This window comes from Janthinobacterium sp. MP5059B, assembly GCF_001758645.1.
Classification (GTDB): Bacteria; Pseudomonadota; Gammaproteobacteria; order Burkholderiales; family Burkholderiaceae_D; genus Janthinobacterium; species Janthinobacterium lividum.
Genome location: NZ_LRHX01000010.1, coordinates 58087 through 83469, shown reverse-complemented (window position 1 = coordinate 83469; position 25383 = coordinate 58087). Strand labels below are relative to the sequence as shown.

At 64.5% G+C, this 25383-nt stretch carries 23 protein-coding genes, 1 tRNA gene and 2 pseudogenes; 18 read left to right on the top strand and 8 right to left on the bottom strand.

Going from position 1 to position 25383, the window contains the following annotated elements:
• Nucleotides 1-14 precede the first annotated feature (14 nt).
• The 3 genes from JAB1_RS13365 to JAB1_RS13355 form a co-directional block, all read right to left on the bottom strand.
• Nucleotides 15-1556 (bottom strand): CHASE2 domain-containing protein, encoded by a 1542-nt coding sequence (locus JAB1_RS13365; protein WP_070280238.1) that lies wholly within the window; start codon nucleotides 1554-1556, stop codon nucleotides 15-17.
• Nucleotides 1557-1674: 118 nt separating this feature from the next.
• A complete protein-coding gene (locus tag JAB1_RS13360; RefSeq protein ID WP_175445058.1) occupies nucleotides 1675-2994 on the bottom strand; it encodes a serine hydrolase in 1320 nt (439 codons plus the stop codon).
• 28 nt (nucleotides 2995-3022) lie between these two features.
• A complete protein-coding gene (locus JAB1_RS13355; protein WP_083299714.1) occupies nucleotides 3023-4519 on the bottom strand; it encodes an alginate export family protein in 1497 nt (498 codons plus the stop codon).
• 209 nt (nucleotides 4520-4728) lie between these two features.
• Between JAB1_RS13355 and JAB1_RS13350 the strand changes: the two genes are divergently transcribed.
• On the top strand, nucleotides 4729-5871 hold the full coding sequence (locus tag JAB1_RS13350) for a helix-turn-helix domain-containing protein (RefSeq protein ID WP_070280237.1): 1143 nt from the start codon (nucleotides 4729-4731) through the stop codon (nucleotides 5869-5871).
• Nucleotides 5872-6013: 142 nt separating this feature from the next.
• Complete coding sequence (locus JAB1_RS13345; protein ID WP_070280236.1) at nucleotides 6014-7822, top strand: NAD(P)/FAD-dependent oxidoreductase; 1809 nt, start codon at nucleotides 6014-6016, stop codon at nucleotides 7820-7822.
• A gap of 85 nt (nucleotides 7823-7907) precedes the next feature.
• Here JAB1_RS13345 and JAB1_RS13340 read toward each other — a convergent pair whose 3' ends face one another.
• Nucleotides 7908-8474: a YceI family protein gene (locus JAB1_RS13340; RefSeq protein WP_034779171.1), complete on the bottom strand. Its 567-nt coding sequence runs from the start codon at nucleotides 8472-8474 to the stop codon at nucleotides 7908-7910.
• A 322-nt stretch (nucleotides 8475-8796) separates the two neighbouring features.
• Between JAB1_RS13340 and JAB1_RS13335 the strand changes: the two genes are divergently transcribed.
• The 9 genes and pseudogenes from JAB1_RS13335 (at nucleotide 8797) to JAB1_RS13300 (ending at nucleotide 17683) form a co-directional block, all read left to right on the top strand.
• Nucleotides 8797-9324, top strand: coding sequence for a sigma-70 family RNA polymerase sigma factor (locus JAB1_RS13335; protein ID WP_081345513.1), 528 nt, complete (start codon nucleotides 8797-8799; stop codon nucleotides 9322-9324).
• Entirely contained in the window at nucleotides 9321-10331 is a 1011-nt protein-coding gene (locus JAB1_RS13330) for a FecR domain-containing protein (protein WP_070280235.1), read from the top strand. The genes JAB1_RS13335 and JAB1_RS13330 overlap by 4 nt, the downstream gene beginning before the upstream one ends.
• 101 nt (nucleotides 10332-10432) lie before the next feature.
• Nucleotides 10433-13354: a TonB-dependent receptor gene (locus tag JAB1_RS13325; RefSeq protein WP_083299713.1), complete on the top strand. Its 2922-nt coding sequence runs from the start codon at nucleotides 10433-10435 to the stop codon at nucleotides 13352-13354.
• Between the two features lie 35 nt (nucleotides 13355-13389).
• Nucleotides 13390-14010 (top strand): biliverdin-producing heme oxygenase, encoded by a 621-nt coding sequence (locus JAB1_RS13320; RefSeq protein WP_092605932.1) that lies wholly within the window; start codon nucleotides 13390-13392, stop codon nucleotides 14008-14010.
• Nucleotides 14010-14420 (top strand): annotated as a pseudogene (locus JAB1_RS30540) (YbaN family protein); the annotation flags it as partial. The gene JAB1_RS13320 and the pseudogene JAB1_RS30540, both read left to right, overlap by 1 nt.
• A gap of 69 nt (nucleotides 14421-14489) precedes the next feature.
• The gene (locus JAB1_RS30640; protein WP_343215991.1) at nucleotides 14490-15161 is read left to right on the top strand and encodes an energy transducer TonB; all 672 of its coding nucleotides are present in this window, start codon (nucleotides 14490-14492) and stop codon (nucleotides 15159-15161) included.
• Between the two features lie 185 nt (nucleotides 15162-15346).
• Nucleotides 15347-16156, top strand: coding sequence for a methionine ABC transporter ATP-binding protein (locus JAB1_RS13310; protein WP_034779177.1), 810 nt, complete (start codon nucleotides 15347-15349; stop codon nucleotides 16154-16156).
• Complete coding sequence (locus JAB1_RS13305) at nucleotides 16149-16823, top strand: methionine ABC transporter permease (protein ID WP_034779179.1); 675 nt, start codon at nucleotides 16149-16151, stop codon at nucleotides 16821-16823. The genes JAB1_RS13310 and JAB1_RS13305 overlap by 8 nt, the downstream gene beginning before the upstream one ends.
• A gap of 32 nt (nucleotides 16824-16855) precedes the next feature.
• Nucleotides 16856-17683 (top strand): MetQ/NlpA family ABC transporter substrate-binding protein, encoded by an 828-nt coding sequence (locus JAB1_RS13300; RefSeq protein ID WP_034779181.1) that lies wholly within the window; start codon nucleotides 16856-16858, stop codon nucleotides 17681-17683.
• Nucleotides 17684-17771: 88 nt separating this feature from the next.
• Here JAB1_RS13300 and JAB1_RS13295 read toward each other — a convergent pair whose 3' ends face one another.
• A complete protein-coding gene (locus tag JAB1_RS13295; RefSeq protein ID WP_034779183.1) occupies nucleotides 17772-18389 on the bottom strand; it encodes an OmpW family outer membrane protein in 618 nt (205 codons plus the stop codon).
• A gap of 157 nt (nucleotides 18390-18546) precedes the next feature.
• Nucleotides 18547-19443, bottom strand: a complete 897-nt coding sequence (locus JAB1_RS13290) for a LysR family transcriptional regulator (RefSeq protein WP_070280234.1) — start codon at nucleotides 19441-19443, stop codon at nucleotides 18547-18549.
• A gap of 237 nt (nucleotides 19444-19680) precedes the next feature.
• Here JAB1_RS13290 and fur point away from each other — a divergent pair, with 237 nt between their 5' ends.
• The 7 genes and pseudogenes from fur to JAB1_RS28790 all read left to right on the top strand — a co-directional run.
• Nucleotides 19681-20121: a ferric iron uptake transcriptional regulator gene (gene fur / locus JAB1_RS13285; protein WP_034756687.1), complete on the top strand. Its 441-nt coding sequence runs from the start codon at nucleotides 19681-19683 to the stop codon at nucleotides 20119-20121.
• Between the two features lie 79 nt (nucleotides 20122-20200).
• Complete coding sequence (locus tag JAB1_RS13280) at nucleotides 20201-20566, top strand: MerR family transcriptional regulator (RefSeq protein ID WP_070280233.1); 366 nt, start codon at nucleotides 20201-20203, stop codon at nucleotides 20564-20566.
• A gap of 59 nt (nucleotides 20567-20625) precedes the next feature.
• Entirely contained in the window at nucleotides 20626-21216 is a 591-nt protein-coding gene (locus JAB1_RS13275; protein WP_070280232.1) for an NAD(P)H-dependent oxidoreductase, read from the top strand.
• A gap of 172 nt (nucleotides 21217-21388) precedes the next feature.
• A complete protein-coding gene (locus JAB1_RS13270; protein WP_070280231.1) occupies nucleotides 21389-22606 on the top strand; it encodes a SpoIIE family protein phosphatase in 1218 nt (405 codons plus the stop codon).
• A gap of 65 nt (nucleotides 22607-22671) precedes the next feature.
• Nucleotides 22672-23229: a SiaB family protein kinase gene (locus JAB1_RS13265; protein ID WP_034756676.1), complete on the top strand. Its 558-nt coding sequence runs from the start codon at nucleotides 22672-22674 to the stop codon at nucleotides 23227-23229.
• A 22-nt stretch (nucleotides 23230-23251) separates the two neighbouring features.
• Nucleotides 23252-23650 (top strand): DUF1987 domain-containing protein, encoded by a 399-nt coding sequence (locus JAB1_RS13260; protein ID WP_034779193.1) that lies wholly within the window; start codon nucleotides 23252-23254, stop codon nucleotides 23648-23650.
• Between the two features lie 3 nt (nucleotides 23651-23653).
• Nucleotides 23654-24376 (top strand): annotated as a pseudogene (locus JAB1_RS28790) (GGDEF domain-containing protein); the annotation flags it as partial.
• 27 nt (nucleotides 24377-24403) lie between these two features.
• Here the strand turns inward: JAB1_RS28790 and JAB1_RS13255 are convergent.
• Both JAB1_RS13255 and JAB1_RS13250 read right to left on the bottom strand, forming a co-directional pair.
• Nucleotides 24404-25117 (bottom strand): transporter substrate-binding domain-containing protein, encoded by a 714-nt coding sequence (locus JAB1_RS13255; RefSeq protein WP_230521042.1) that lies wholly within the window; start codon nucleotides 25115-25117, stop codon nucleotides 24404-24406.
• 157 nt (nucleotides 25118-25274) lie between these two features.
• Nucleotides 25275-25370 (bottom strand) — tRNA-Sec (locus JAB1_RS13250).
• Nucleotides 25371-25383 lie beyond the last annotated feature (13 nt).

Below are 25383 nucleotides of genomic sequence, written 5' to 3'. Positions count from 1 at the left end.
CAACTGCCATCTCGCTACACCAGCGCCACCACCAACAGCACCACCGCCAGCGGCGCCTGCACCAGCACGATGCCAGGATGCGTACGGCGCAGCTGGGCCCACACGGACAGGCCCGGCACTTCCTCGTGCGGATGGTGGGCTTCGTCGCGCAGCGACATCGCGTGCAGGAACATGCCGGCGATCAGGGGGCCGGGGTTGACCCACCAGCCCTGTTCGAGCAAGCCGCGCGACAGGTAGATGGCCAGTGCGCCGATGGCAAACGGCGAGGCCCACACCAGCACCAGCATCAGACGGATGCCATAGAATTCCGCCAGGGTGCCCATGCGGTGCAGGCGGCTGAAATCGTGGTCTTCCATGCGCCGGTCGATGGCCAGCTCGGCGCGGCCGTACAAGGTCCACAGGCCGCCGAACAGGCAGCCCAGCAGCACGCCGATGACGATGTCGGCCACGAACACCGCATATTTGTTGACGTCGGCCGTGCCGATGCCCAGCGACGTGTGGGCGGCCGCATGCAGGTGCAGGCTGGCCTGCTCGCCTTCGGCCGTCGTGTAGCGGTCGCGCACGTCATACGTGCTGCCGATATACACGACATTCTTGCGCAATGCCACGGCCTCCACGCCAGCCTGGCCATCGATTAGTTTGACGCGCGTGCGCGTGGGATTCAGGAATGCCGGCGCCACGGCGGCCGGGTGAAACGGTGCGGTGACGGCGTTCTGTTCGGCCGCCGCCTTGGCGTCGCCGCGGATGACGGGCTCGAACGCCCAGCGCGCCAACTCCTTTTCGCTGCCCGTACGCCGCGCCAGTTCGCACACGCGGCCAGCCAGCGCCACCACTTCCTTTTGCTCGGACAGGGCGGCCGGCATGGGTTGCTTCTGCTCCTGCTCGTCGGCGCCATGCGCCAGCTCGAAGGCCACGGCCGCCAGCACGGGGCTTTTCAGCTCGATGCGCGTGACGGCGCCCATGCGTTCGCGGATCCGCGGGCTGGCAAAGTGGATGCCGGCGGCGCAGCGCGCACGTATCCACGGCAGGTTCGCATTGCGGTCCGATTGCTCGGGCAGGATCAGCACCAGTCGCCGGCCATCGGCGGCCAGCCGGTCGAGCAGGCGGTCCAGCGGCCGCTCGCCCGCCTTGTGCTGCTCGTACACGGCTGGCGCCAGGTCCAGGTCGATGGCCAGCACCTTGCTGCCGCGCGCTGCGGCGCTGGCGATCAATTGTTCCAGGCGCGTGCGTTCCAGTGGTTCACGCTCGTCGAAGACCTGTTCGAACGCGGGCTGGTCGATTTCGATGATGCCGGGCCGATAGGCGGCGCCCGGGTCCTTGCCCCGGTTTAGCAGTTGCCCCTGTTCCGCGCTGGCGCGCAGCATGGCCGCATCGAGCCATTCGAGCACGTGAAAACCTTCCAGCGCCAGCATCAGCGCGGCGATCAGGCTGGCGCCGATCACGTGGTGCAGCAGGTGCGTGCCCGTCAGCTTGAAGGCCGAGCCCAGCTGGGTGACCGGCCACAGCAGGCGCCGCCAGAGCGGCGGGCGCGGTTGATCCTGCTGGCTGGTTTCCACGGTGCTTCCCCTTGCGTGCGCTGCATGAATACCATTCAAGCAACAAATAATGACGAAAGGATAGTGTATTGCAGTTGCGCCCGTTCCGCCGCACGGCTGGCACGGGCCCGCCCGCAGATTACTTCGGCTTGGCCAGCAACAGCTTGCCCAGCGCCTCGAAGGCCGGCGTGGTGGTCGGGTCGTTGGCCGCATTGGCCGCCGTCGGCGTGGAGGCGAAACGCACGATCACCATTTCCGCCTTCGGGTCGATGTAGATACGCTGGCCGTACACGCCGCGCGCCATGTAGGCGCCATGGTCGTTATGCGTGACCCACCACATGTCGCGGTAGCTCCAGCCCTTGAGCAAATCATAGCCGCCCTTGGCGAACAGCTGTTTGTCGCCGCCGCGGCGGATATCGTCGACGGCCGCCTTGGGCAAAATCTGCTGGCCGTTGTAGCGGCCATCGTTGCGCAGCATCTCGCCGAAGCGGGCCAGGTCGCGCAAGCCCGCATTCAAGCCGCCGCCGGCAAACGGCGTGCCGGTCGAATCGACCGTCATGTAGGCATCCTGCTCGGCGCCCAGCTTTTGCCAGATATGCTCGGACAGGTATTCGTTGACGTTCTGCCCCGTGACGCGGGCGATGATCCAGCCCAGCACGTCGGAGTTGACCGTACGGTAGCCGAAGCCCTCGCCATGCCGGCCCTCGTGCCGCACCGTCTGCAGATACTCGAAATAACTGCGCGGCCCCGTGTAATCCTTCGGCTTGGGCAGCGGGCTGCCGGCCGCCGCGTGCTGCCATACTTCCGCTTTCGGGTCCGCGTAATCTTCGCTGAATTTCAGGCCCGTGGTCATGTCGAGCACCTGGCGCACGGTGGCGTCGCCAAATGCGGACTTCGCCAGTTCCGGCACATACTCGGCCACTTTCTTGCCTGGATCGAGCTTGCCTTCGGCCACCAGGGCCGCGCCGATGGTGCCCATGACGGACTTCGTCACGGACATGGCGCCGTGCTGGCCGCTCTCCTTCAATACGCCGAAATAGCGTTCATACACGATGCGGCCCCGGTGCAGCACGACGATGCCGTCCGTGTAGTTGGCAGCCAGCGACTGCTCCCAGGTCATCGCGTCCTGCGCGCCCAGGGGCGTGAAGCGCAGGCTGTCGATATCCTTGCGCAGCGCGCGCGGCAAAGGCACGGGCGCTTTCAGGCCGCGCGCCACTTCCACCGTCGGCATCAGCTGGCGGAAGTGCGACACGCTCCAGCGCAGCTGGGGGAAATTGAAATAGCTGCCATCGTCGAAGCGGATGATCTTATCGGCCGGCGGCGGCGCGCCCACCATCCATTGCAGTGTAGCCGGGTCGCTGGCGGCGGCCGACAGCGGCGCTGCCGCATGGGCGCTGGCAGCCAATGCAAGGCAGGCTGCGGCCAGGGCCATGCGTTTCATGCTGGGGAAATCGTTCATGTGATGCTCTCCTTGATAAACGGAATACTTAATATACCCATACGACGTTGGCCAGCCATCCCGTCCAGGTCCGGGCCTGTCCGTTCACCAACTGGTTCACGCCGGACTGCGCGAACGAGGCGCTGAAGCCCAGGGTCAGGTAGGTATTCGGGTTGACGACGCGCACATACTTGACGAAGACATCGTTCGCCAGCATCGGGCGCAGCACGCCGGAGATCACCACGGGCGCGTCGCCCGGCACGTCGAGGCGCGTCGCCTGGCCGAACTGCAACGGGCTGCCCATCCGGTTGGCGCGTACCTGGGCCAGGTAAGCGGTCACGGTGTCTTTAGGCGTCGGGTGAAGCTCGATGGTGGCCTGCAGCGCATTCACGTTGGCATTGACAAAGACCCAGGTCGCCTTGCTGCCCGAAGCCCAGGCGCCCGGCGTGCCTTCGAAAAACAGCGGATCGAAGCGCTCGTTGCGCGCCGTGCGCGGATCGTCGCCGGAAAAGCTCTGGTAGCCAAGGGTGAACTTCGGCGTCCACGCCACGTCGGGCAGCGAAAAGCCCCCTTCCGTGCGCCAGCCCCAGGCCCGCATCGGCTCGCGCGTATTCCATTCGCGCGCCGCGTCCACGCCGAACCAGCCTTTCGGCAGCACGGTGGGCAGTAAGGGCACGCGCGCGTAGCCATACACGAACTGCAGGTCCTTGCGGCCGTCAGGCACGGCCAGCGGCGCGCCGATGCCGCCCGGCGCCGCCTGCGGATACGCGGCATGCGAACGGGGCGCCTTGCCATACGCGATGCCCGCCTTGCGGTCGTTCGCGGGCGCGTAGCTGACGTCAACGCCCACGACGCGCGTGCCCGAATCGTTGTCGGGGTTTTCATTCGGGTCGAGATAGAATGCCTGGGCGCTGAGCGCGTCCTGGCTTATTTTGGCCACCACGGAATTCTGGAAGGCCTTGCGCGGCCCCAGTTTCAGCGCGCCACGGTCAAAGCCGTTCGAGCCGCCATTGGCGATCAGCATGCCTGTGCCCAGCGTGAAATTCTGCGCGCCGGCCGACAGGTCGAGGGTGGCGCGCGTGCCGCCGATCGGCATGCGGATGCCGGCGACGAATTCCTCGATCGAGATGCGGCCCGTATCGCCCGCGCCAAAAGGGTCATGGCGCAAGGTGCCCGAGCCGACGGCGGAAACGCGCGCATACAGTTGCTTGCCGTCGCCCAGATTGCGCTTGAAGCCGAGCGCCGGCTTGACATAGAACTCGTACCAGTAGGGATGGAAATCAAAGCCGGGATTGCGCGCCGGCGTATTCGACAGCTTCCAGAACAGATTGCTCTCGCCTGCCACCTGCACGCCCGCTTCGACGGAACGCGTCACCTGCCAGTCGGCGCCGAGGGCCGGCTCGACGGCGGCGCGCCGGGCCACTTCCTTTTCCATGCTGCTCTGGCCATCGGGATCGAGCTGGCCGGCGGCGCCGCAGGCGGTGCTCCAGCCCAGCATCGCCAGCACCATCGTTCTGCGTACCAGGAACATCGCTTGCATTGCCATAGATATCCCTTGCGCTGGCTGACTGTATATTTGAGCGAATGTTATCAGAGATGCTCTTGTTGTAAGGCATCCTATCGTGCGGTGCGGCCGAGGTGAGACAAACGTCTCGCGGCAGTCCCATGCTGCAATGCGGCATGCATGTGCCGGCGCTTCGTGCTACAAACGGAAAGACCATCACAACACCAGATACCGAGACACTGGAGAGCGCCATGCCCTACGTCCGCCAGACCAGCCATATCGACCGCGTGCGCGACCTGATCGCCGGCCGTATCGTCAATCCGGGAGCCGATACGGCCAGGCTGGCCTCGTCGTACCGGCGCTCGCTGGACGACTACCGGCTCGACCCCGCCTCGACGACAGGGCCGCGCATCCTGACAAGCGCCGAACTGCGCGCCATCCAGCAGTCCGAGGAAAATTTTCTGCGCTCCACGGGCCAGTGCCTGCCGCGCCTGCACGCCATGGTGCGCGAAGCGGGCTACTGCGTCATCCTCGCCAATGCGCGCGGCGTGACCATCGACTACGCGGTCGACACGGACCAGCGCAAGGATTTCAAGAAGGCGGGCCTGTATCCCGGTTCGTGCTGGTCGGAAGAAGAGGAAGGCACGTGCGGCATCGCCTCCGTGCTGCTCGACCACGAAGCCATCACCGTGCACAAGACCGACCATTTCCGCGCCGCGTTCACGGGCCTGACCTGCAGCGCCGCGCCGATTTTTTCGCCGCACGGCGACTTGATCGGCGTGCTCGATGCGTCGGCCCTGAGTTCGCCCGACGCGCGCGACAGCCAGCGCCTGGTGAAACAACTGGTGCGGCAAGGCGCGACGCTGATCGAGGACGGATTTTTCCTGAAGTCCTACGGCCATTGCTGCATCCTGCTGGCCCACCGCAACCGCCACTTCGTGGAAGTGCAGCCGGAGATGCTGCTCGCCATCGACGAGCATGGCGACATCGTCGCCGCCAACCGCTGCGCGCGCGATGTCATCGGGGGCCTGGACGTCCTGCCGCGTCCCGTCGGCGAGGTGCTCGAAGTGCGCGCCGAGCGGCTGTTCGATGCGCGCGCGGGACACAATCTGCTGTCCCTGCGCCTGGCCGGCGGCAGCACCTGGCTGCACGCCCGCGTGCGCGCGCCGCTGCGCCAGGCCAGCGCGCGAACACGCGACAAGAACACGGCCCCTGTGACGGAGGGCGTGCTGGCCTGCACGCCGCCGGAGCTGGCCGAGCGCACGCGCATCGCCCACGCCATGAACGCCGCCAAATGGCGTCCGCTGCAGGCTGCCGCCATGCTGGGCATCTCGCGCGCCACCCTGTACCGCCGCCTCAAGCACTTGAAAATCGTGCCGCCGCACCGCCAGTAACCGATTGAAAAGCTGAGATTTCCGTCTCAACTTCAGCCATGCTGCGCTGCGGGATGCGGCGCCGGAACGCCAGTGTTACAACATCGTCAGCGGCAAGACAGCCGCATCCCATCATAAAGTCAGCAGACTTGGAGGAGACACGATGCAAACCGAAATCAACCCGCACGACCTGGCTGTGGCCGGCATCCTGGAGCAGCTCGAAGGCGCTCTGCGCGCCAGCGACAGCACGGGCGCCGCGCAACTGTTCGAACAGGACGGCTACTGGCGCGACCTGGTGCTGTTTACCTGGAACCTGAAAACCCTGGAGGGCCGCGAGCAGATCGCCGCCATGCTGGCCGCCCAGCTGGGCGCCGTGCAGCCCGTTTCCATCCGCATCGCCGATGGCGAACATGCGGTGGAAGCCGGTGGCGTGCTGCAAAGCTGGATCACGGTGGAAACGAACGTGGCGCGCGGCGTGGGCTTCATCCGCATCCGCGACGGCAAGATCTGGACCCTGCTTACCACCATGAGCGAATTGAAGGGTTTTGAGGAAGCCAAGGGCGGCCGGCGGCCCATGGGCGCGGAACACGGCGCGCGCACGAACCGCAGCAGCTGGCTGGAGCACCGCGAGCAGGAAGCGGCGGAACTGGGCTACGCGCGCCAGCCCTACTGCGTCATCATCGGCGGCGGCCAGGGGGGCATCGCGCTCGGCGCGCGGCTGCGCCAGCTGAATGTCCCCACCATCATCATCGAGAAAAATGCGCGTCCCGGCGACAGCTGGCGCAAGCGCTACAAATCGCTGTGCCTGCACGACCCCGTCTGGTACGACCACATGCCGTATATCCCCTTCCCCGACAACTGGCCCGTCTTCACGCCCAAGGACAAGGTCGGCGACTGGCTCGAGATGTACACCAAGGTAATGGAGCTCAATTACTGGGGTTCGACTTCATGCGAATCGGCCAGCTTCGACGAGGCCAGCGGCGAGTGGACGGTGCAGGTCCTGCGCGACGGCCAGCCCGTCACCCTCAAGCCAAAACAGCTGGTGCTGGCCACCGGCATGTCGGGCAAGGCGAACATGCCGAAGTTCAAGGGCATGGACATATTTCAGGGCGAGCAGCAGCACTCGTCGCAGCATCCGGGGCCGGATGCGTATGCCGGCAAGAAGGTGGTGGTCATCGGCGCGAACAATTCCGCGCACGATATCTGCGCCGCCCTGTGGGAGGCGGGCGTGGACGTGACCATGGTGCAGCGCTCGTCGACGCACATCGTCAAGTCCGATTCCTTGATGGACCTGGCGCTGGGCGACCTGTACTCGGAACGGGCGCTGGCCGCCGGCATGACGACGGCCAAGGCCGACCTGACGTTCGCCTCGATCCCGTACAAGATACTGGCCGACTTCCAGAAGCCCGTCTTCAAGGCCATCCGCGAGCGCGACGCGGACTTTTATGCGCGCCTGGAAGAACGGGGCTTCATGCTCGATTTCGGCGACGACGATTCCGGCCTGTTCATGAAATACCTGCGCCGCGGCTCCGGCTACTACATCGACGTGGGCGCCTCCGAGCTGGTCGCCGAGGGCAAGATCAAGCTGAAAAGCGGCGTCGGCGTGCAGGAATTGAAAAGCCACTCCATCGTGCTGTCCGACGGCACGGAACTGCCGGCCGACCTGGTGGTGTACGCCACCGGCTACGGTTCCATGAATGGCTGGGCGGCCGACCTGATCTCGCCCGAGGTGGCGAATAAAGTGGGCAAGGTGTGGGGCCTCGGTTCCGCCACGACGAAGGACCCGGGGCCGTGGGAAGGCGAGCAGCGCAATATGTGGAAACCCACGCAGCAGCAAGCCCTGTGGTTCCACGGCGGTAACCTGCACCAGTCGCGCCACTACTCGCAATACCTGTCGCTGCAGCTGAAGGCGCGCATGGAGGGATTAACTACCCCCGTGTATGGGCAGCAGGAGGTGCATCACCTGGCGTGATCCTAACCAGCAATCCGACCTACCAATGACAAAAAAATGGCGACGGACCGAAGTCCGCCGCCATCTTGCATCATGCAGCCAACAATTACTGCTTGATGGCTTCGATGGCAAACGTCAGGGTCACATCATCGCTGACAGCTGGCGCATATTTGCCGGCGTTGAATTCCGAGCGCTTGATCTTGGCCGTGGCGTTGGCGCCGCAAGCGTCTTTTTTCAGCATCGGGTGCGGTGCGCAGGTGAACGAGGTGACGGTCAGGGTAACTGGCTTGGTCACGCCTTTCAGGGTCAGGTTGCCGTCGACGGACGCCAGCTTGTCGCCGTCAAAATTGAACTTGGTCGATTTGTAGGTGGCGACCGGGAACTTGGCCGTGTCGAGGAAATCTTCGCCCTGGATGTGCGAGTTGAACAGGGTCGAACCCGTATCGACGGACTTGGTGTCGATCAGCACTTCGACGGCGCCCGTCTTGGCGGCGCGGTCCAGGGTGACCTTGCCGGTGGTGTTATTGAAACGGCTTTGCTGCGTCGAGAAACCCATGTGGGTGTACTCGAAACGGGGGAAGGTGTGGCTGCCATCGATGACATAGACTTCAGGAGCGGCAAACGCGGACAGCGAGAAGCCGGCGGCGGCGATAAAAGCGAGCAGTTTTTTCATTGTAGGTTCCTGATAGAAAGTGGAGGATATCAAAACCGCAAGCAGCTGCAGGCGAATGGCACATGCGGCTGATTGTCTGGCTTCAGTTGCAACAGATTATGCATGGCATGAAGATCGATGTAAAACGGAAAATATACCTAGTTAGCATCGATAAAATCGATAATACCCGCCAATAAGGTCCGCCACAGCGCCTTCTGTTGCCGATTATTGTCTGCATTACCAAAAATATCCAGCGTTATCCAGCAATACAGATGAGAATGATTCTTGTTATTATTTGATGGGCTTGCTATCATTGCCGGCTTTGATAACGAGGAAACGCGCGGTGCTTGAACGCTATTACCAGGAATTGCTGCGCTTGATTTCGCGCTCCACCGGCTGCCGCGACAAGGCGCAGGACGTGGTGCAGGAAGCCTACGCCCGCATCCTGGCGCGCAAGCCGCTCGGCGGCGCAGCTCCCCTGCAAGGGGGCATGGCACCCGATAGCGGCCAGCGCGCACTGCTGTACGTGACGGCAAAGAACATCGCCATCGACGAACAGCGCTTGCGCCAGCGCCGCCCCCACGACGACATCGACACACCGCATTTCCAGCTGCGCGCGCCACGCGCCGACGAACCCGAACAACGGCTGCACGACCGGCAAACCATGGAACGTCTGCTGGCCATCATCGAAGCCTTGCCGCCGCGCTGCCGACAGGCTTTCGCGCTGTACAAATTCGAAGGTATGAGCCAGATCGAGATCGCCGCCCAGATGGACATCTCCGTCAACATGGTGGAAAAACATATCATCAATGGCATGCTCGCCTGTAAAAAAGGCATGCCCGAACGCGATACTGGAAAAGACCGCGCATGACACCCAACCCGACTCCGGCAGACGACATCGATTTCCAGGCCGCGCAGTGGCTGCTGCGCCACGACGCCGGCCTGGCCGCGCCTGAACTGGCGGCGCTGCGGCAATGGCTGGAAGCGGACGCGCGCCACCAGCATGCCTGGGATGCGCTGGCGCGCACCGACGCGCTGCTGGCCAGCCTGCCCGCCCAGCGCGTGGCCGCCTTCAGCCAGCCCGCCCTGCCCTCATCCGCCGCAGCACCTGTTTCGCTGCTACAGCGATTGGCGCATTTACCGCTGGCGGCGAGCCGGCTGCCGCGCGGCGCGCTGGCCGGCGGCTGCCTGCTGCTGTGCGGCCTGCTGGCCTGGCCGCTGGCCAGCCATCTGCAGCAGCCCGGCTTCCAGCACGATTACAGCACGGCGCGCGGCCAGTTCGCCACGCAAGTCCTGCCCGACGGCAGCCGCATCGAACTCGATAGCGGCAGCGCCATCGACGTGGCCCTGTACCGCGACAGGCGCACCGTGCGCCTGCTGCGCGGCCAGGCCATGTTCCATGTGCAGGCCGACCCGGCGCGTCCATTCCAGGTGCTGGCGGGGCCGGCCACGGCCACGGTGCTGGGCACGCATTTTTCCGTGCGCCATGTAGGGGCCGCCACGCAAGTCAGCGTGGCGCAAGGCACGGTGCGCGTGGAAGGGGAAGGCGACGCGCGCGCTGAAGTGCTGCAGGCGGGCGACGCTGTCACCGTCACGCCGCAGGGCTTGAAAACGCTGGCCCGGGTCAGCGCGCAAGCGGTGGGCAACTGGCGTGCCGGGCGCCTCGATTTCGAGGACGCCACCCTGGCCGAAGCGCTGGCCGAATTCGAGCGCTATGGCGACACAAACCTCGTGCTCGGCGATCCGGCCCTGGCCGGCCTGCGCCTGAACGGCAGCTTCGACGCGAAGCTGCCGGCGCAATTTGCCGCCGCCCTGCCGTTGGCGCTACCCGTGCGCCTGCTGCGCCAGGACGGCAAGCTGCATATCGTCGCCCGCTGATTGCCGGAACATGCAGCGAAATAAAATCAATCCGCACGTCAGGGTAAATGATACTCATTCGTTTTAACTATGAATGATCACCACATCACCATAGGAAAAACATGCACATGACTCCACCGCGCCATCCCTTGCACGCCCGCCTGTCTCCCCTGTTCCTGGCCATCGGCCTGGCCTTCGCCACACCCGCCACGCATGCCGCCACCGCGCCGGTGGCGCAGGTGGAATGGCAGATCCCCGCGCAACCGTTGAACCGCGCGCTGAACGAACTGGCGCGCCAGGCAGGCATGGTGCTGCTGGCCGATGCGCGCCTGACCGAAGGCCGGCACAGCGCCCCGCTGCAAGGCCGGCATTCGCTGCCCGAGGCGCTGCGCCAGCTGCTGGCCGGCAGCGGCCTGCAAGCACAGCTGCAGGGCGGCACGACCATCATCATCAGCGCACCCGCGCCTGTCGCCGCCGGCGCGGTGCAGATCGGCACCCTGCGCGTGAATGGCCAGCGCGGCAGCGGCACGTTCGAGGCGGACGACACGGATCCGGCCGACCTGCCCTACCTGACGCCGGCCGCCTCCGTGTACATCGGACGCGAACAGATCGAGCGCTTCCGCGGCACCTCGCCGGCCGATATCTTCAAGGGCGTGGCCGGCGTGCAGGTGGGCGACAGCCGCAACAGCGGCGCCGTCGACGTCAACGTGCGCGGCATGCAGGGCCAGGGCCGCGTGCCCGTGCTGATCGACGGCAGCCTGCAATCGTCGACCGTCTACCGCGGCTACGCGGGCATCGCCGACCGCAGCTACATCGACCCGGACCTGATCAGCGCCATCCGCATCGACAAGGGGCCGAACCTGTCGGCGCAGGGCGCCGGCGCTATCGGCGGCATGGTCAGCATGCAGACCCTGCGCCCGGAAGACATTCTGCTGCCAGGCCAGCGCACGGGCGTACGCCTGCGCGGCGGCATCCAGGACAACAGCGTCACGGCACCCGGCGATTTCGGCAGCGCGCCGCGCACGCACCGCAACAAGCTGGCCGACCCGCGCAGCGGCTTTGGCAGCATCGCCGTGGCGACGCGCCAGGACGACTACGACCTGGTGGCGGCCATCAGCCACCGCAGCATCGGCAATTATTTTTCCGGCACCCGCGGTTTCGAACGCTATCAGCTGCTCAACGAATGGGGCGACGACAATGGCGTGACGCAGTTCTTCAAGCGCGGCGATGAGGTGCTGAACACGGCCAACCGCACCACCTCGGCCCTGCTGAAGGCCAACCTGCGCCTGCCGCGCGAGCAGAAGCTGGAACTGGGCTACCGCTATTTCGACAGCAGCTATGGCGAAATCATGCCCTCGCAAATCTACCGCAACAGCACCGGCAGCATCCCCCAGTGGGACCCCAGCCAGGTGCGCACCAACGCGCTGACGGCGCGCTACGAGTGGAAGCCGGAAGGCCAGAACCTCATCGACCTGAAGGCCAACCTGTGGCTGACGGACATGCAGAGCAAGTCGCGCAACGGCGACATCTTCAGCAATCCGCTGGAAGGCAAGGCCAATCCGGGCGACCATGAATGCAAGGAGTGCGTGGAGGTGCTGTACCTGGCGAAGAACCAGGCGCGCCGCGTTGGCGCCGACCTGACGAACACCTCGCGCTTCACCACCGGCATGGGCGCGCTCAAGCTCGATTACGGCTTGTCCCTGCAGAACGAGGATATCGGTCCGGCCGACAGCGTGCGCATCCTCGATGAAGACTTGAACGCCAATCACACCCTGCGCAACGGCAAGCGCCACGAGCAAAGCGTATTCGCGTCGCTGCAGTGGCAGGCACGCGACTGGCTGACCGTTGACGCGGGCGGACGCTTCCAGCGCTTCGATTCCCGCGACCGCAACCGCCGCGCGGAACAGCAGTACCAGCCGCAGGGCTGGCAATGGGTCACCATGTGGGACAAGGACGGCGATCAGCTCGGCGCCGCGAAATGGTACCAGGATGCGCAGGGCCAGTTCACGGCGGCCACCAATCCCGCGCTCGTGGGCGGCATGGTGGAACGCTATGGCGAGGAACCGGCGCCGCTGGACATCTCGCAGGTGGACCAGTGGAGCGGCAACGATTATGTCTTCCGCGACGCCATCCCCGGCCTGTTCAAGTACAGCACGCCGATCCGCCGCAAGGACCACGGTTTCTCGCCCACCTTCGCCCTGACGGCGCGCCTGTCCGACAGCGTCAGCCTGTTCCTGCGCGACGCGCGCGGCCTGCGCATGCCCAGCCTGTACGAATCGACGATGGGCTTTTCCGCCACGTATTCGTCGCCGCTCAAGCCGGAGCGCAGCCATAACCGCGAAATCGGCGTCAGCCTGGTCAAGGACGGCGTATGGAGCGCCGCCGACAAGCTGCGCCTGCGCGTGTCCTACTTCGACAACGTCACGCACGGCTACATCACGCGCCGCCCGATCCCGGACCTGCCGGCCTATGCGCAGAACTTCTCGATGGCGAACACGGACAAATACAGCGTCTCGGGGATCGAACTGCAATCGTCATATGACCGGGGTAGCGTGTTTGCCGATTTTTCCGGCACCTGGAACCGCAAGACCCTGATCTGCGACGCGGCCACGGCAGCGTATTTGCGCAAGGCCAGCAAGTGGCAATCGGATATCTGGAACACGCCAGACTGCTCGCCCATCGGTTTTTCCAGCTCGTATGTCAGCAACCATATCCAGCCCAAGCTGAGCGCCAACCTGACCCTGGGTACGCGCTGGCTGCAGGAAAAGCTCACGGTGGGCACGCGCCTCACGCACGTGGGCCATCCGCTCGCGCGCCAGGACGACAAGGCCGTCTGGCAGTCGTGGACAGGCACCTCGCCGCAAGTGCTGACGCAGGCCTACACCCTGGCTGACCTGTTTGCCAGCTACAAGATCACGCCCAACGCCACCCTGGACGTGGCGGTGGACAACCTGACGGACCGCTACTACCTCGATCCGCTGACCCTGAGCCTGATGCCGGGACCGGGCCGCACGGCGCGCGTCACGCTTGGCCTTCGTTTCTGATTTGATTCATCCTTATAATAGAGAGCAGATATTCCATGCATGCAGCAAGCGACACCAGCAGCACCTTGAACGCCATTCCGATTAACGCGGCCCCAACCCGCAGCCAGCGCCTGAAAGCCGACACCATGGCCACCCACGAATTGCTGGACCAGCGCATCATGGCCAGCGCACCGTTTTCCAGCCGCGAGAACTATGCGCGCTTTTTGCAGGCGCAGTACGCGTTCCTGCGCGACGTCGACGCGCTGTACGACAACGCGCAGCTGGCGGCCCTGCTGCCGGACCTGGAACAGCGCCGCCGCTACGCCAGCATCGCCGCCGACCTGCGCGACCTGGACACCGCGCTGCCGTCCGATGCGGCCACGCCGCCGTTCGACGCGCAGCTGGACCTGGCCACGGCGCTGGGCTGGCTGTATGTGAGCGAAGGCTCGAAGCTGGGCGCGGCCATCCTGTATAAACTGGCCGGCAAGATCGGCCTGGACGAGCATCACGGCGCGCGCCACCTGGCCGGCCACCCTGACGGACGCGCGCGGCACTGGCGCGAGTTTACCTCCGTGCTCGATACGGCCATCCTCGATGAGGCGGGTGAAGCGCGCATGATCGACGGCGCGCGCGCCGCTTTCCTGCGCATGCACGGCCACGTGGAGGCCTGCGCCTGATGGAAGAGCCAGTCATCCAGGCCGGCGCGGAAGCGCACACGGCACGCCTGCGCCGCTGGGCGTGGACGGCCGCCGGCATGCTGATGGTGGCGCTGGGCGTGATCGGCGCCATGCTGCCCGTCATGCCGACAACGATCTTCCTGATCCTGGCGCTGGCCTGCTTCAGCCGTGCCTCGCCGCGCCTGGAGCACTGGCTGCTGCATCACCCCCGCTTCGGCGCGCCCCTGCGGCAGTGGCGCGAACACCGCGCCGTGTCGCGGCGCGGCAAGGCCATGGCCTGCCTGGGCATGGCCATCGGCTTTGTCGCCATGTGCCTCGGCCATCCGCCCTGGTGGGTGATCGCCATGGTGGGCGCGGTGGAAATCGCCGTCCTCATCTATCTGCTGCGCCGCCCGGAAGGGCCGGCGCCGACGGCGGCCGCCGACAAGACGCCGCCGACCGACTGGCGCCGTCCGCTGACGATAGCCGCCGTCTTCGCCATGCATGGCGCCCTGCTGGGATGGGCGCTGTACCACCGCGCGCCGGCTGCGCCCGTGCTGGCCATCGTGCCCGACGCCGCGCAACCGGCCATGCTGCTGTTCCTGCCGGCCGCCGCCCCGCCCCGCCCTTTGGAGCAGAATCTTGCTGAACGGGTCAGCGCCGCCGCCGCGCCATCCGCCGCCATTGCCAAAAAGGCAGCGCCGGCAATCCAACAATTGGTACTGCCGCAGCCGGATGCCGCACCCATGCCGCCGCAAGCCGAGAGCATCGCGGCCGTCGCCGAGGTGCGGCATGCCCCCGTGACACCGGCACCGGCGGCGGCGCCGTCCATCGCGGCGGCGCCGCCTTCGCCCGCCCTGCCGCCCGCGCCGCAGGAGCTGCGCAGCGGCGTATCGAGCTGGGAAGGCAAGGTTTTGGCGCGCATGGAGCGCTTCCGCCGCTACCCGACGGCATCGCGCGCCAAGCAGGAACAGGGCGTGGTGTACCTGCGCTGCCGCATCGACCGCGATGGCCAGGTGCTGGCCGCCGCCATCGAGCGCAGTTCCGGTTCCGCGGCGCTGGATCAGGCCGCGCTCGATACTTTGCAACGGGCCGCGCCACTGCCGCGCATTCCCAAGGAACGGCCGGACCCGCTGGAATTATCGATTCCCGTCGAATTTTCCATTGGCTGATCGCACAAAAACCGCTTTTACTCTCGCCAAACACCCATATAGACATTATTTGCATATTCAAAGCAAGATTCTGTCGTAGGAGTAATAACACGATCGGAGGTATACTACGCAACCGACGTGGCAGGCTGGGCGATTTGGCCCCTGCAAGCAAGCCTGTCACGGTCCAATAAAAAAGGAAACACTGCATGACCACACCACACCGTACGCCGGTGATTCGCATCGATGGCGCAAACAAGACCTTCGCGCTGCCCAAAGGCGAACAATTCCACGCGGTCAAATCGGTCACGCTGGAAGTCTATCCCGGTGATATTTTCGGCCTGATCGGCAAGAGCGGCGCCGGCAAATCGACCTTGCTGCGCCTGATTAACCTGCTCGAGCGCCCCGACAGCGGCACCATTACCGTGGCCGGGCGCGAATTGACACGCCTGGGCAAGAGCGAATTGCGCGACGCGCGCCAGAACATCGGCATGATTTTCCAGCAATTCAACCTGCTGCAAAACGCCAGCGTGTTCGACAACGTCGCCTTCCCGCTGAAAATCCATGGCACGGCCAAGGGCGAGCAGATCGCCGCCCGCGTCGAGGAATGTCTGGCGCTGGTGGGCCTGTCCGACAAGCTGCACAGCTATCCGGCACAATTGTCCGGCGGGCAGAAACAGCGCGTGGCCATTGCCCGCGCCCTGGCCAGCCATCCCGACGTGCTGCTGTGCGACGAGCCGACGTCCGCGCTGGACGCGGAAACCACGCGCGCCCTGCTCGACACCCTGCGCGACATCAATGCGCGCCTGGGAGTGACGATCGTCATCGTCAGCCATGAGCTGTCGGTGCTGGGCGCCATCTGCAACCGCGTGGCTGTCGTGGAAAACGGCGCCATCGCCGAACAGTTCGATTTGAGCGACACGGCCACCCCGCGCAAGACGGCGCTGGGACGCGAGCTGGCTTATTACGGCACCGAGGCGTTTGAAGCCACCGCATGGAAGGATGCAACACATGTTTGAAGAATCGATCAATAACGTCATCAACCTGCTGCCGGAAATCTGGGTGGCGCTGGGCCAGACCATGACCATGCTGGGCATCGGCCTGACCGCCGCCATCCTGATCGGCGGCCCGCTGGGCATCCTGCTGTTCCTCGTCTCGGAAGGCCAGTCGCTGGAAAACCGTCCGCTGTCGACGATCCTGGGCTGGCTGGTGAATACCGTGCGCAGCTTCCCGTTCATCATCCTGCTGGTCGCCCTGACGCCGTTTACACGCGTCATCGCCGGCACCTCGATCGGTCCGCTGGCGGCCAGCGTGCCGCTGTCGTTTGCCGCCATTCCCTACCTGGCGCGCCTGGTGGAACAGAACCTGCGCGAAGTACCGCGCGGCGTGATCGAGGCGGCGCATGCCATGGGCGCATCGGAAATGCAGATCATCTTCCGCGTGCTGCTGGTGGAGGCGCGCTCCGGCCTGGTGCTGGCCCTGACCGTGCTGTCGATCAGCTTCCTGTCGTATTCGGCCGTGGCCGGCGTGGTGGGCGGCGGCGGTATCGGCGACCTGGCCATCCGCTACGGCTACTACCGCTTCGAGACGGACATCATGATCGCCACCGTGGCCATCCTGATCGTGCTGGTGCAAACCATCCAGTTCGCCGGCACGCGCATCGCCAAGCGCCTCGACAAACGTTAATTCATATTCAGTATTTCAGTACAAGGAAAAGCATGAACCACATTCGCCGCAACCTGCTCCTGGCCGCCGCCAGCCTGGCCTTCGCCACCGCCGCCCACGCCAAGGACCCGAAAGAACTCGTCATCGGCACCAGCTCCGGCCCGTATTCGGACCAGCTGAAGCTGGGCATCAAGCCTATCCTGGAAAAACAGGGCTACAAGGTCAAGATCGTGGAATTCAACGACTACGTGCAGCCGAACTACGCGCTGGCCGAAGGTTCGCTGGACGCCAACGTGTTCCAGCACATCGTCTATCTGACCAAGTTCGCCACCGATAACAAGCTGCCACTGAGCTCATTGATCACCGTGCCGACCATGCCGATCGGCCTGTACGGCGGCAAGCAAAAGTCCTTGGCCGACGTGAAGAACGGCGCCACCATCACCATGCCGAACGATCCGACCAACCAGGCGCGCGCGCTGGTGATGCTGGCCAAGATGGGCTGGATCAAGCTCAAACCGAACGTCGATCCGCTGCGCGCTTCCGAGCGCGACGTGCTGGAAAACCCGAAGAAGCTGAAACTGGTGCCGCTGGAAGCGGCGCAGCTGCCACGTTCGCTGGCCGATGCCGACTACGCTTTTGTCAACGGTAACTTCGCCCTGGCCGCCGGCATGAAGCTGACGTCGGCCCTCGCCGTGGAAAAGATTTCGGATAGCTACATCAACCTGGTCGCCATCCGCACGGCCGACAAGGCCAAGCCATGGGTCAAGGACCTGGAAGCGGCCTACCGCTCGCGCGCCTTCCTCGACGCGACCAACAAATACCTGGCCGGCTACGAAAAGACGGACTACCAGCTGGCGCTGGAAAAGACGCTGAAAAAATAAAGCAAAGCGCTGCACGCAAAAAAACGGCCAGGTTTACACCTGGCCGTTTTTTTATTGCCCGCGCCGCGTGGACGCCGTCATGCCATGCTTAGAAACGGTAACCCACACCGACGCCGATCAGGAGTGGATCCACCTTGACTTCGCTGATCTTGGCGCCACCGGCCAATACGTCGCTGCGGATCTGCACTTTCTTGATGTCGAAGTTCAAGGACCAGTTTTTGTCCAGTTTGTAATCGACACCGGCTTGCAGCGAGAAGCCCCAGCTGTCATGTTCCAGGCGGCCGGCGCCGTTCAGCAATTTCACGTCCGAGATATTCGTGTAGTTCACGCCCGCACCCACGTATGGGCTGAACTGTTTTTCAGGCATGAAGTGGTATTGCAGCGACAGGGTCGGCGGCAAATGCTTGAAGCTGCCGATCTTCGTGCCGGACAAGGTGACGTCATGCTTTTGCGGATACGTCAGGATCAGCTCGGCAGCGATATTTGGCGTGAAGAAGTAGGAAATATCGATTTCAGGAATCGTCTTGCTGCTGACGTGAATCAGGTCGGATGCGCCGACGCCACCAACGGGAGCAGATTTGTTGGCCGGATCGATATGCACGGCGCGCGCACGGACCAGCCATGGGCTTTCCTGTGCCATTGCGTTGCCGGCGAATGCGCCGATGGCGGCCAGGACGATTGCTGCTGCAGTTGCGGACTTTTTCATTTTATTTCCCTCTGTCGTTAAGTAACGCTGCGAAGTCTAAGAGTGCAGTGCAACAAAAACTTTGATCCACATCAAATAGTGCTAGATGGCATCATCAGAGGGATTTTTTCCTTTGCCCAGGTCAAGAAAATGCGGCAGCGCAGCGCACGCATACGTATCAATGCACGCCGTCAAACAGGCTGGCGACCCAGTCGGCAAACACGCGCACACGGGGCGACAATTGCCGGTGGTGGGGATACAGCACGGACACGGGCAGCGGGTCGGGACGCAAGTCCCGCAGCACTTCCACCAGGTCGCCGGCCGCCAGCGCCCGCTCCAGATGGTAGCGGGGCGCCTGGATCAAGCCCATGCCCGCGCGGCAGCAGGCGTGGTACGCATCCGCATTGTTAACGGACACCGTGCCCGGCAAGGCCACGCTGTGCCGCTGCCCGTCCACCTTGAAATCGAAGGGCCAGACCTTGCCCGTCTGGGTGGAAAAGAAATTGACGGCGCGGTGGCCCGCCAGTTGCGCCAGAGTCTCCGGCGTGCCGTGCGCGGCCAGGTAGGCGGGGCTGGCGCACGTCACCTGCTCCAGCAACGCCACGCGGCGCGCCACCATGGACGAATCGCCCAGCTCGCCCACGCGTAGCACGCAATCGACGCCTTCGCGCACCAGGTCGACGAGGCGGTCACCCATGCCGATTTCCAGTTCGATCAGCGGATAGCGGGCGCAGAACTGGTCCAGCACGGGCATGACGAAATGCATGGCCAGGGTCGCGTGCAGGTCGATGCGCAGCTTGCCGGCCGGCTGCTGGGCCGCCGAACTGAACACGGCTTCCGTTTCTTCCAGGTCCGCCAGCAGGCGCACGCAGCGCTGGTAGTACGCCTCGCCATCGGGCGTGGGCGTCACTTGCCGCGTGGTCCGCTGCAGCAGGCGCACGCGCAGCCGCGCTTCAAGCTGCTTGATCGCATGCGTGACGGTCGCCTTCGGGTAGCCAAGGTCATGCGCCGCCTGGGTGAAACTGCGCAGTTCGACGATGCGGGTAAAAATGCGCATCGCATCAAATCGGTCCATCTTCCTGCCCCATTGTTATTCCTTGCTGCACAGTGTAGCGATATCACCGTTGGTTTTGCAATTGCAACGCAAGATGCGTGCAACGCAATCGACGCTTGCGCCGATGTCACTGGTCTGCCGGTCGGCTAGCCAGCATAATATTTCCACTCCGCACAATACAAATGAGAATAGTAATGATTATCATTTGCGATATAATGCACTACCTCGCTCAAGCGACTACAAAAAGGAATGGGAGACATGGATATATTGAGGGAACTGCGTGAATCGGGCTTGAAAGTAACCATCCCCCGCTTGCGGATTCTGCAGCTGTTTCAAGAAGGCACGATCAAGCACCTGAGTGCGGACGATGTCTACAAACTCTTGCTGGCCGAAAAAATCGACGTGGGCCTGGCCACCATCTACCGCGTGCTGATGCAGTTTGCCGAAGCGGGCATTTTGTTTCGCCGGCACTTCGAATCCGGCCACGCCGTGTTCGAACTGAACGAAGGCCAGCACCACGACCACCTGGTCTGCACGGGCTGCGGCAAGGTCGATGAATTCGTCGACGAAGGCATTGAACTGCGCCAGAACGAGATCGCCGCCGAGCGGGGCTTCGTGCTGCACGAGCACGCGCTGTCGCTGTACGGCACCTGCGCCGAGTGCACGGCGAAGAAAGTCCCGCCGCGCAAAGCGTCCTGAGGCAGCGCGCAGCGTAGCGCCTGGCAAGCCACCTGCGCTACACTGCGTGCGCCGCAACTCAGCTCAACAAAGGACCAGCATGTACATCGGAGAAATCGCCCGCCTGGCGGGCACCTCGCCCAAGGCCTTGCGCCACTATGAAGCGCTGGGCTTGCTGGGCGACGTGCGCCGCTCGGGCGCCTACCGCGTCTACACACAGCAAGACCTGGCGCAAGTGAGGCTGATACGCCAGGCGCAGGCCCTGGGCTTCCGCCTGGCCGAACTGCTGCCCATCCTGGCCGGCGACGATACCGACTGGGCCGCCCTGTCGCAGCACATCGCCGCCAAGCGCGCACAGGTGCGGCAGGATATCGCCCGCCTGCGCCAGCTCGATGCGCAATTGGCCGACATCGACACGGAAATCCGCGACTGCCTGGCGCAGGAGCGTCTGCAAGAGGCCGCTTGACTCTGCCCTCAGGGGCAGGCTTTAGCATGCAAGCTCTTCTTTAACGGACAGCCTGCATCATGACCAAGACGACACCCAAGCGCATTTTGATACTCCTCGGCCACCCGTCGGGCGACAGCTTTTGCGCCGCCCTGGCCGAGGCCTATGCCGCCACGGCCCGCAGCGCAGGCCACATCGTGCGCGAACTGCGCCTGGGCCAACTGGACTTCGATCCCATCCTGCACGAAGGCTACCGCCAGGTGCAGCCGCTGGAAGCGGACTTGCTGGCGGCGCAGGAAGCCATCAGCTGGGCCGAACACCTGGTGTTCGCCTACCCGATCTGGTGGGGCGGCGCACCGGCCCTGCTGAAGGGCTTTGTCGACCGCGTCTTCCTGCCCGGCTACGCTTTCAAATATCGCCCCGGCAAGGCTTTCCCGGCGCAACTGCTGAAAGGCCGCACGGCCCAGCTGCTGGTGACGATGGATACGCCGCCCTGGTATTTCCGCTGGGTCTACCGCATGCCCGGCATCCACCAGCTGCGCAAGACGACGCTGGAATTTTGCGGCATCAAACCCGTCAGGGTGGCCAGCTTCGGCCCCATCCTGCACTCCACCGAGCCGCAGCGCGCGCGCTGGCTGGCGCAGGCACAGGTGCTGGCCCGGCGCCTGTAAGTTGCTTGCCATGCAGCCATCTTGCATACGGTTTTGACAAGCTGGTAATCAAGCCGTCATATTCCAAGGCTACCATGATGATATTGCCTGTTTGTCAGTCGCCTTGCCGTCGCGACAACAAGGGTCCGATCGTCATGTAAAGGTAGCCGCTGTGGAGTTCAACGCTTCTCGATTGCATCTTCCCCGTTATCGCACGTCCGTGGCGTCCGACCTGTGCATTCCCACGGAATCCGTGCAGGCCGACGCCAGCAACTTCGCCGTGCTGGAATTGTTCACGGAACGGCGCGACATGATGAGCCTGCCCGTCACGGAGCAGCAGAAGCCCATCGGCCTGATCAGCCGCAACATCTTCATGTCGCAGATGTCCAAGCCCTTCTATCACGAGGTGTACGGCAAGAAGAGCTGCATCGCCTTCATGGACAAGGAACCGCTGATCGTCGATGGCGCCATGAGCATCGAAGACCTCACCTTCCGCGCCGTGGAAGCGGGCGAAAAGGCGCTGGCCGACGGCTTCATCATCACTGCCGATGGCGCGCTGGCCGGCGTGGGCTTCGGCTTGCAGCTGATGAACGTCGTGGCCACCATGCAGGCGGAAAAGAACCGGCAAATCATGCACAGCATCGATTACGCCAGCGTGATCCAGCGCGCCCTGCTGCGCACCTCCGATGCGGAATTGCGCGCCACCCTGCCCGACGCCCACCTGGAATGGCAGCCGCGCGACGTCGTCGGCGGCGATTTCTACTTCTTCGAGCGCCACGCGGGCGGCTGGTTCGCCGCCATCGCCGACTGCACCGGCCACGGCGTGCCGGGCGCCTTCATGACCCTGATCGCCTCGTCGGCCCTGAGCCAGGCCTTGCGCGAGCTGGGGCCGCACGACCCGGCCGCCCTGATCGGCGCCGTCAGCCGCGCCATCAAGACCCTGCTGGGCCAGGACGGCACCGGCAGCGGTGAAGCCACCGGCCACGCCGGCTCGAACGACGGCATGGATTGCGCCTTCCTGTGCTACGACACGGCCAGCGCCAGCCTGCGTTTCGCGGGCGCGAAACTGGCGCTGCATGTGGTCGCGCCGGGCGAAGAGAGCGTGCGCGCCATCGACGGCGCGCGCATGGGCGTGGGCTATGTCGACACGCCAGCCGGCTACTGCTGGCACAACGAGACGCTCGCCATTCCCGCCGGCAGCCTGCTGTTCCTCACCACCGACGGCTTGCTCGACCAGATCGGCGGCGCGCGCGACATCGCCTACGGCAAGCGGCGCATGCGCGAGCAATTGCTGGCGCGGCGCGACGCTTCCGCCGGCGACGTGGCGGCGGCGCTGCTGCAGGACAGCGCCGCATGGCAAGGCAAGCAGCCGCGCCGCGACGACCTGACCTTTTTCTGTTTCCGCCTGTAGTTTTGGCGCCATCGAGCCACCTTATCAACAAGAAACCGGGTCACCGGCTAGCCAGGAGCACGGACGTGCTGTACGAAGAATTCAACGAGTTTTGGGATGTGGCCCGCAAGCGCAACATCATCTTTTTTTACGTGGGCTATTTCTCGCAGCACGTGGTGAATGCCATTTCCGAAACCATCAAGGCGCGCCTCGATACGGCCGGCGCTGCCGGGCCCACGCGGCGGCGCATCTTTTCCTCGTTCATCGAGATGTCGCAAAACATCATGCATTATTCCGCCGACAGCCTGACGCCCGATGCGCAGCTGGACCAGCAGATGCGGCGCGGCTCGTTCTGCATCGGTACGCGCGGCGACAGCTTTTTCCTGCTGTGCGCCAACCCCGTCTCGACGGACAACGTGGCGCAGATCCGCGCCCGATTGGAACCGCTGCATACGATGACGATGGAGGAAATCCGCCTGGCGTATAAAAAGGCCCTGCGCGAGGAAGCGCCCGCCGACAGCAAGGGCGCCGGCCTGGGCTTTCTCACCATGGCGCGCGACGCCAGCGAGCCGTTGGAATTCGAATTCGTCCAGGATCCCCAGGAACCGGGCCACACCATCTTCTGCATCAAAGCCATCATTTGAAAGAGCCGACTCAGGAAAGCATATGCAATTACCGTCACCACTGTTCATCGCCGCGACCCCGAGTTCGCCCGAAATCGACTTCCGTTTCGAGCAGCACACCCTGTCGATCAAGGGCGAGTCGTACCCGGAAAACGCGGCCGCCTTCTATGGCCCGCTGATCGCCGCCGTGCGCGCCTACCTGGAAGGCTGCCGCGAAGCAGCCATCACCGTCAACGTCTCGCTGGCCTACTTCAACAGCTCCAGCACGAAGATGCTGTTTACCCTGTTCGACACCCTGAACCAGGCGGCCGTGGACGGCAACCAGGTGCGCCTGAACTGGTATCACGACGAGGACGACGACACCATCCTGGAATTCGGCCAGGAGCTGCAGCAGGACTTCACTGCGCTGGACTTCCGCGACCATCCCGTGCAGGGCAGCTAGGACATGCGCGCCGCCATCTCCGAGTCCGGACTGGAGCCCGACCTGTTCACCGTGGAAGCGGCGGCGCTGGCTGCCGCGCGCCGCATGCATGCCGACGCCAGCGCGTCGAGCGCGGAACAGCGGCGCGTGCTCGGTGAACTGATCAATCACTACGAGCGGCTGATGCGCGAGACGCGGCGCCTGATCGGCCGCAGCGACCGCGCCGAGCGCGACATGCATCTGCTGAACCGGCAATTGCAAACCCTGGCCGGCCAGCTCGAATACCGCGCCACGCACGACCCGTTGACGGGCGCCCTGAATCGCGGCGCCGTGATCGACCACGCCTCGCGCTGCCTGGCGCAGGGCGACATGGCGCTGATCGTGCTCGACATCGACCTGTTCAAGCAGGTCAACGACGATTTCGGCCACCCTGCAGGCGATGGCGTGATCCAGGCCGTGGTCGACTGCCTGAAAGGATTGCTGGGACAGGAGACGGCCATCGGCCGGGTCGGCGGCGAAGAGTTTTCCGTGGTCTGGCCCACCTCCTCGCGCGACGACGCGGCGCAAGTGGCGCAGCGCATCTGCGAGACTGTCGGCCGCCAGCGCCATGCCGCGCCCATCACGCGTGCCATCACCGTCAGCGTGGGCCTGAGCTGGAACCGCGCCGGCACGGCATTTGAAACGGCCTACAGCCACGCGGACCAGGCCCTGTACCAGGCCAAGCGCGAAGGACGCAATTGCATGCGCCAGTGGCTGGAAAAGCTGAAGCGGCCCTTAGCGGATATGTTCGCGCGCCATGCTGCCGTCGCGGCGCATGGCCGCCGCCGCCCGCTGCATGGCCAAGGCCTGCGTCTCGGGCAATTGCCTGTTGCAGGCGAGGTAAGTCTGCACCCGGTTGAAGGTCAGCAGCGGCACCACCTTGCCCTCCCACTCCTTGCCGGCAAACGGCTTGCTGCCCACCGCCATGCCGACGGCCCACAAGTCGATGCGTCCGAGCAGCAGCTTTTGCGGATTGAGCCACTCCTGCGTCACGGGCGCCACGTTCAGGCCGCGCTGGCGCAGGTAATCGTCGCGCGCGTCGCCCAGCACAGTGCCGATTACCAGGCCGCGCGCATCGGCCAGCGTGCGCAACGCCAGGTGCCGTTCGGCCAGGCCGTAGAGTATCCATTCAGCTTCGTTGAGGGGACCGATCCAGCGAAATTGCGCTTCGCGCTCCTGCGTGCGGCTGGTGGAAAAGATGCAGGTATCACGCTCGCGCAGCGCCTGCGCATACGCGCGCTTCCACGGCAGCAGCTCGATGCTGTAGGAAAGGCCCGCGCGCGCCATGATGTCGCGCACCTTGAGCGTTTCACGTCCCACGACGACATTGCCTTCCATCATGCTCGACGGCGGCAAATGCTCGCCGACGATGCGCACGTCCGCCGCCGCGGCCAGCGCCGGCATCAGCAGCGCCACTGCCAGCAGCCGTGCCATGCTTGCTTGTTTCATGCTTGCTTTCATCTGCCACAGGGGATACAAGCCGATGTTACCATCGGCTCACCCTGGCATTGCCGGATATTGTCAATTTCGGGACATACTTTCCACAACGTGGCAACAGGCCAACGCCAGCGGAGGATGATGCAAGGGAGGAGGAGAGAGAAATGATTGGCGGAAAACAGTAGGAGTCGAACCTACGGGAGAACGTCTGACGCCCTCCACCGGGTTTGAAGCCCGGCCACATCACCGGATGAGTGTGCTTTCCGCGGTACCTGAAC

What these genes read in the sequence shown, in the direction of transcription:
- JAB1_RS13360 (WP_175445058.1), bottom strand. Translation starts at nt 2,994, where the DNA reads ATGAACGATTTCCCCAGCATGAAACGCATGGCCCTGGCCGCAGCCTGC.
- JAB1_RS13355 (WP_083299714.1), bottom strand. Translation starts at nt 4,519, where the DNA reads ATGGCAATGCAAGCGATGTTCCTGGTACGCAGAACGATGGTGCTGGCG.
- JAB1_RS13350 (WP_070280237.1), top strand. Translation starts at nt 4,729, where the DNA reads ATGCCCTACGTCCGCCAGACCAGCCATATCGACCGCGTGCGCGACCTG.
- JAB1_RS13345 (WP_070280236.1), top strand. Translation starts at nt 6,014, where the DNA reads ATGCAAACCGAAATCAACCCGCACGACCTGGCTGTGGCCGGCATCCTG.
- JAB1_RS13340 (WP_034779171.1), bottom strand. Translation starts at nt 8,474, where the DNA reads ATGAAAAAACTGCTCGCTTTTATCGCCGCCGCCGGCTTCTCGCTGTCC.
- JAB1_RS13330 (WP_070280235.1), top strand. Translation starts at nt 9,321, where the DNA reads ATGACACCCAACCCGACTCCGGCAGACGACATCGATTTCCAGGCCGCG.
- JAB1_RS13325 (WP_083299713.1), top strand. Translation starts at nt 10,433, where the DNA reads ATGCACATGACTCCACCGCGCCATCCCTTGCACGCCCGCCTGTCTCCC.
- JAB1_RS13320 (WP_092605932.1), top strand. Translation starts at nt 13,390, where the DNA reads ATGCATGCAGCAAGCGACACCAGCAGCACCTTGAACGCCATTCCGATT.
- JAB1_RS30640 (WP_343215991.1), top strand. Translation starts at nt 14,490, where the DNA reads ATGCATGGCGCCCTGCTGGGATGGGCGCTGTACCACCGCGCGCCGGCT.
- JAB1_RS13310 (WP_034779177.1), top strand. Translation starts at nt 15,347, where the DNA reads ATGACCACACCACACCGTACGCCGGTGATTCGCATCGATGGCGCAAAC.
- JAB1_RS13305 (WP_034779179.1), top strand. Translation starts at nt 16,149, where the DNA reads ATGTTTGAAGAATCGATCAATAACGTCATCAACCTGCTGCCGGAAATC.
- JAB1_RS13300 (WP_034779181.1), top strand. Translation starts at nt 16,856, where the DNA reads ATGAACCACATTCGCCGCAACCTGCTCCTGGCCGCCGCCAGCCTGGCC.
- JAB1_RS13295 (WP_034779183.1), bottom strand. Translation starts at nt 18,389, where the DNA reads ATGAAAAAGTCCGCAACTGCAGCAGCAATCGTCCTGGCCGCCATCGGC.
- JAB1_RS13290 (WP_070280234.1), bottom strand. Translation starts at nt 19,443, where the DNA reads ATGGACCGATTTGATGCGATGCGCATTTTTACCCGCATCGTCGAACTG.
- fur (WP_034756687.1), top strand. Translation starts at nt 19,681, where the DNA reads ATGGATATATTGAGGGAACTGCGTGAATCGGGCTTGAAAGTAACCATC.
- JAB1_RS13280 (WP_070280233.1), top strand. Translation starts at nt 20,201, where the DNA reads ATGTACATCGGAGAAATCGCCCGCCTGGCGGGCACCTCGCCCAAGGCC.
- JAB1_RS13275 (WP_070280232.1), top strand. Translation starts at nt 20,626, where the DNA reads ATGACCAAGACGACACCCAAGCGCATTTTGATACTCCTCGGCCACCCG.
- JAB1_RS13260 (WP_034779193.1), top strand. Translation starts at nt 23,252, where the DNA reads ATGCAATTACCGTCACCACTGTTCATCGCCGCGACCCCGAGTTCGCCC.
- JAB1_RS13255 (WP_230521042.1), bottom strand. Translation starts at nt 25,117, where the DNA reads ATGAAACAAGCAAGCATGGCACGGCTGCTGGCAGTGGCGCTGCTGATG.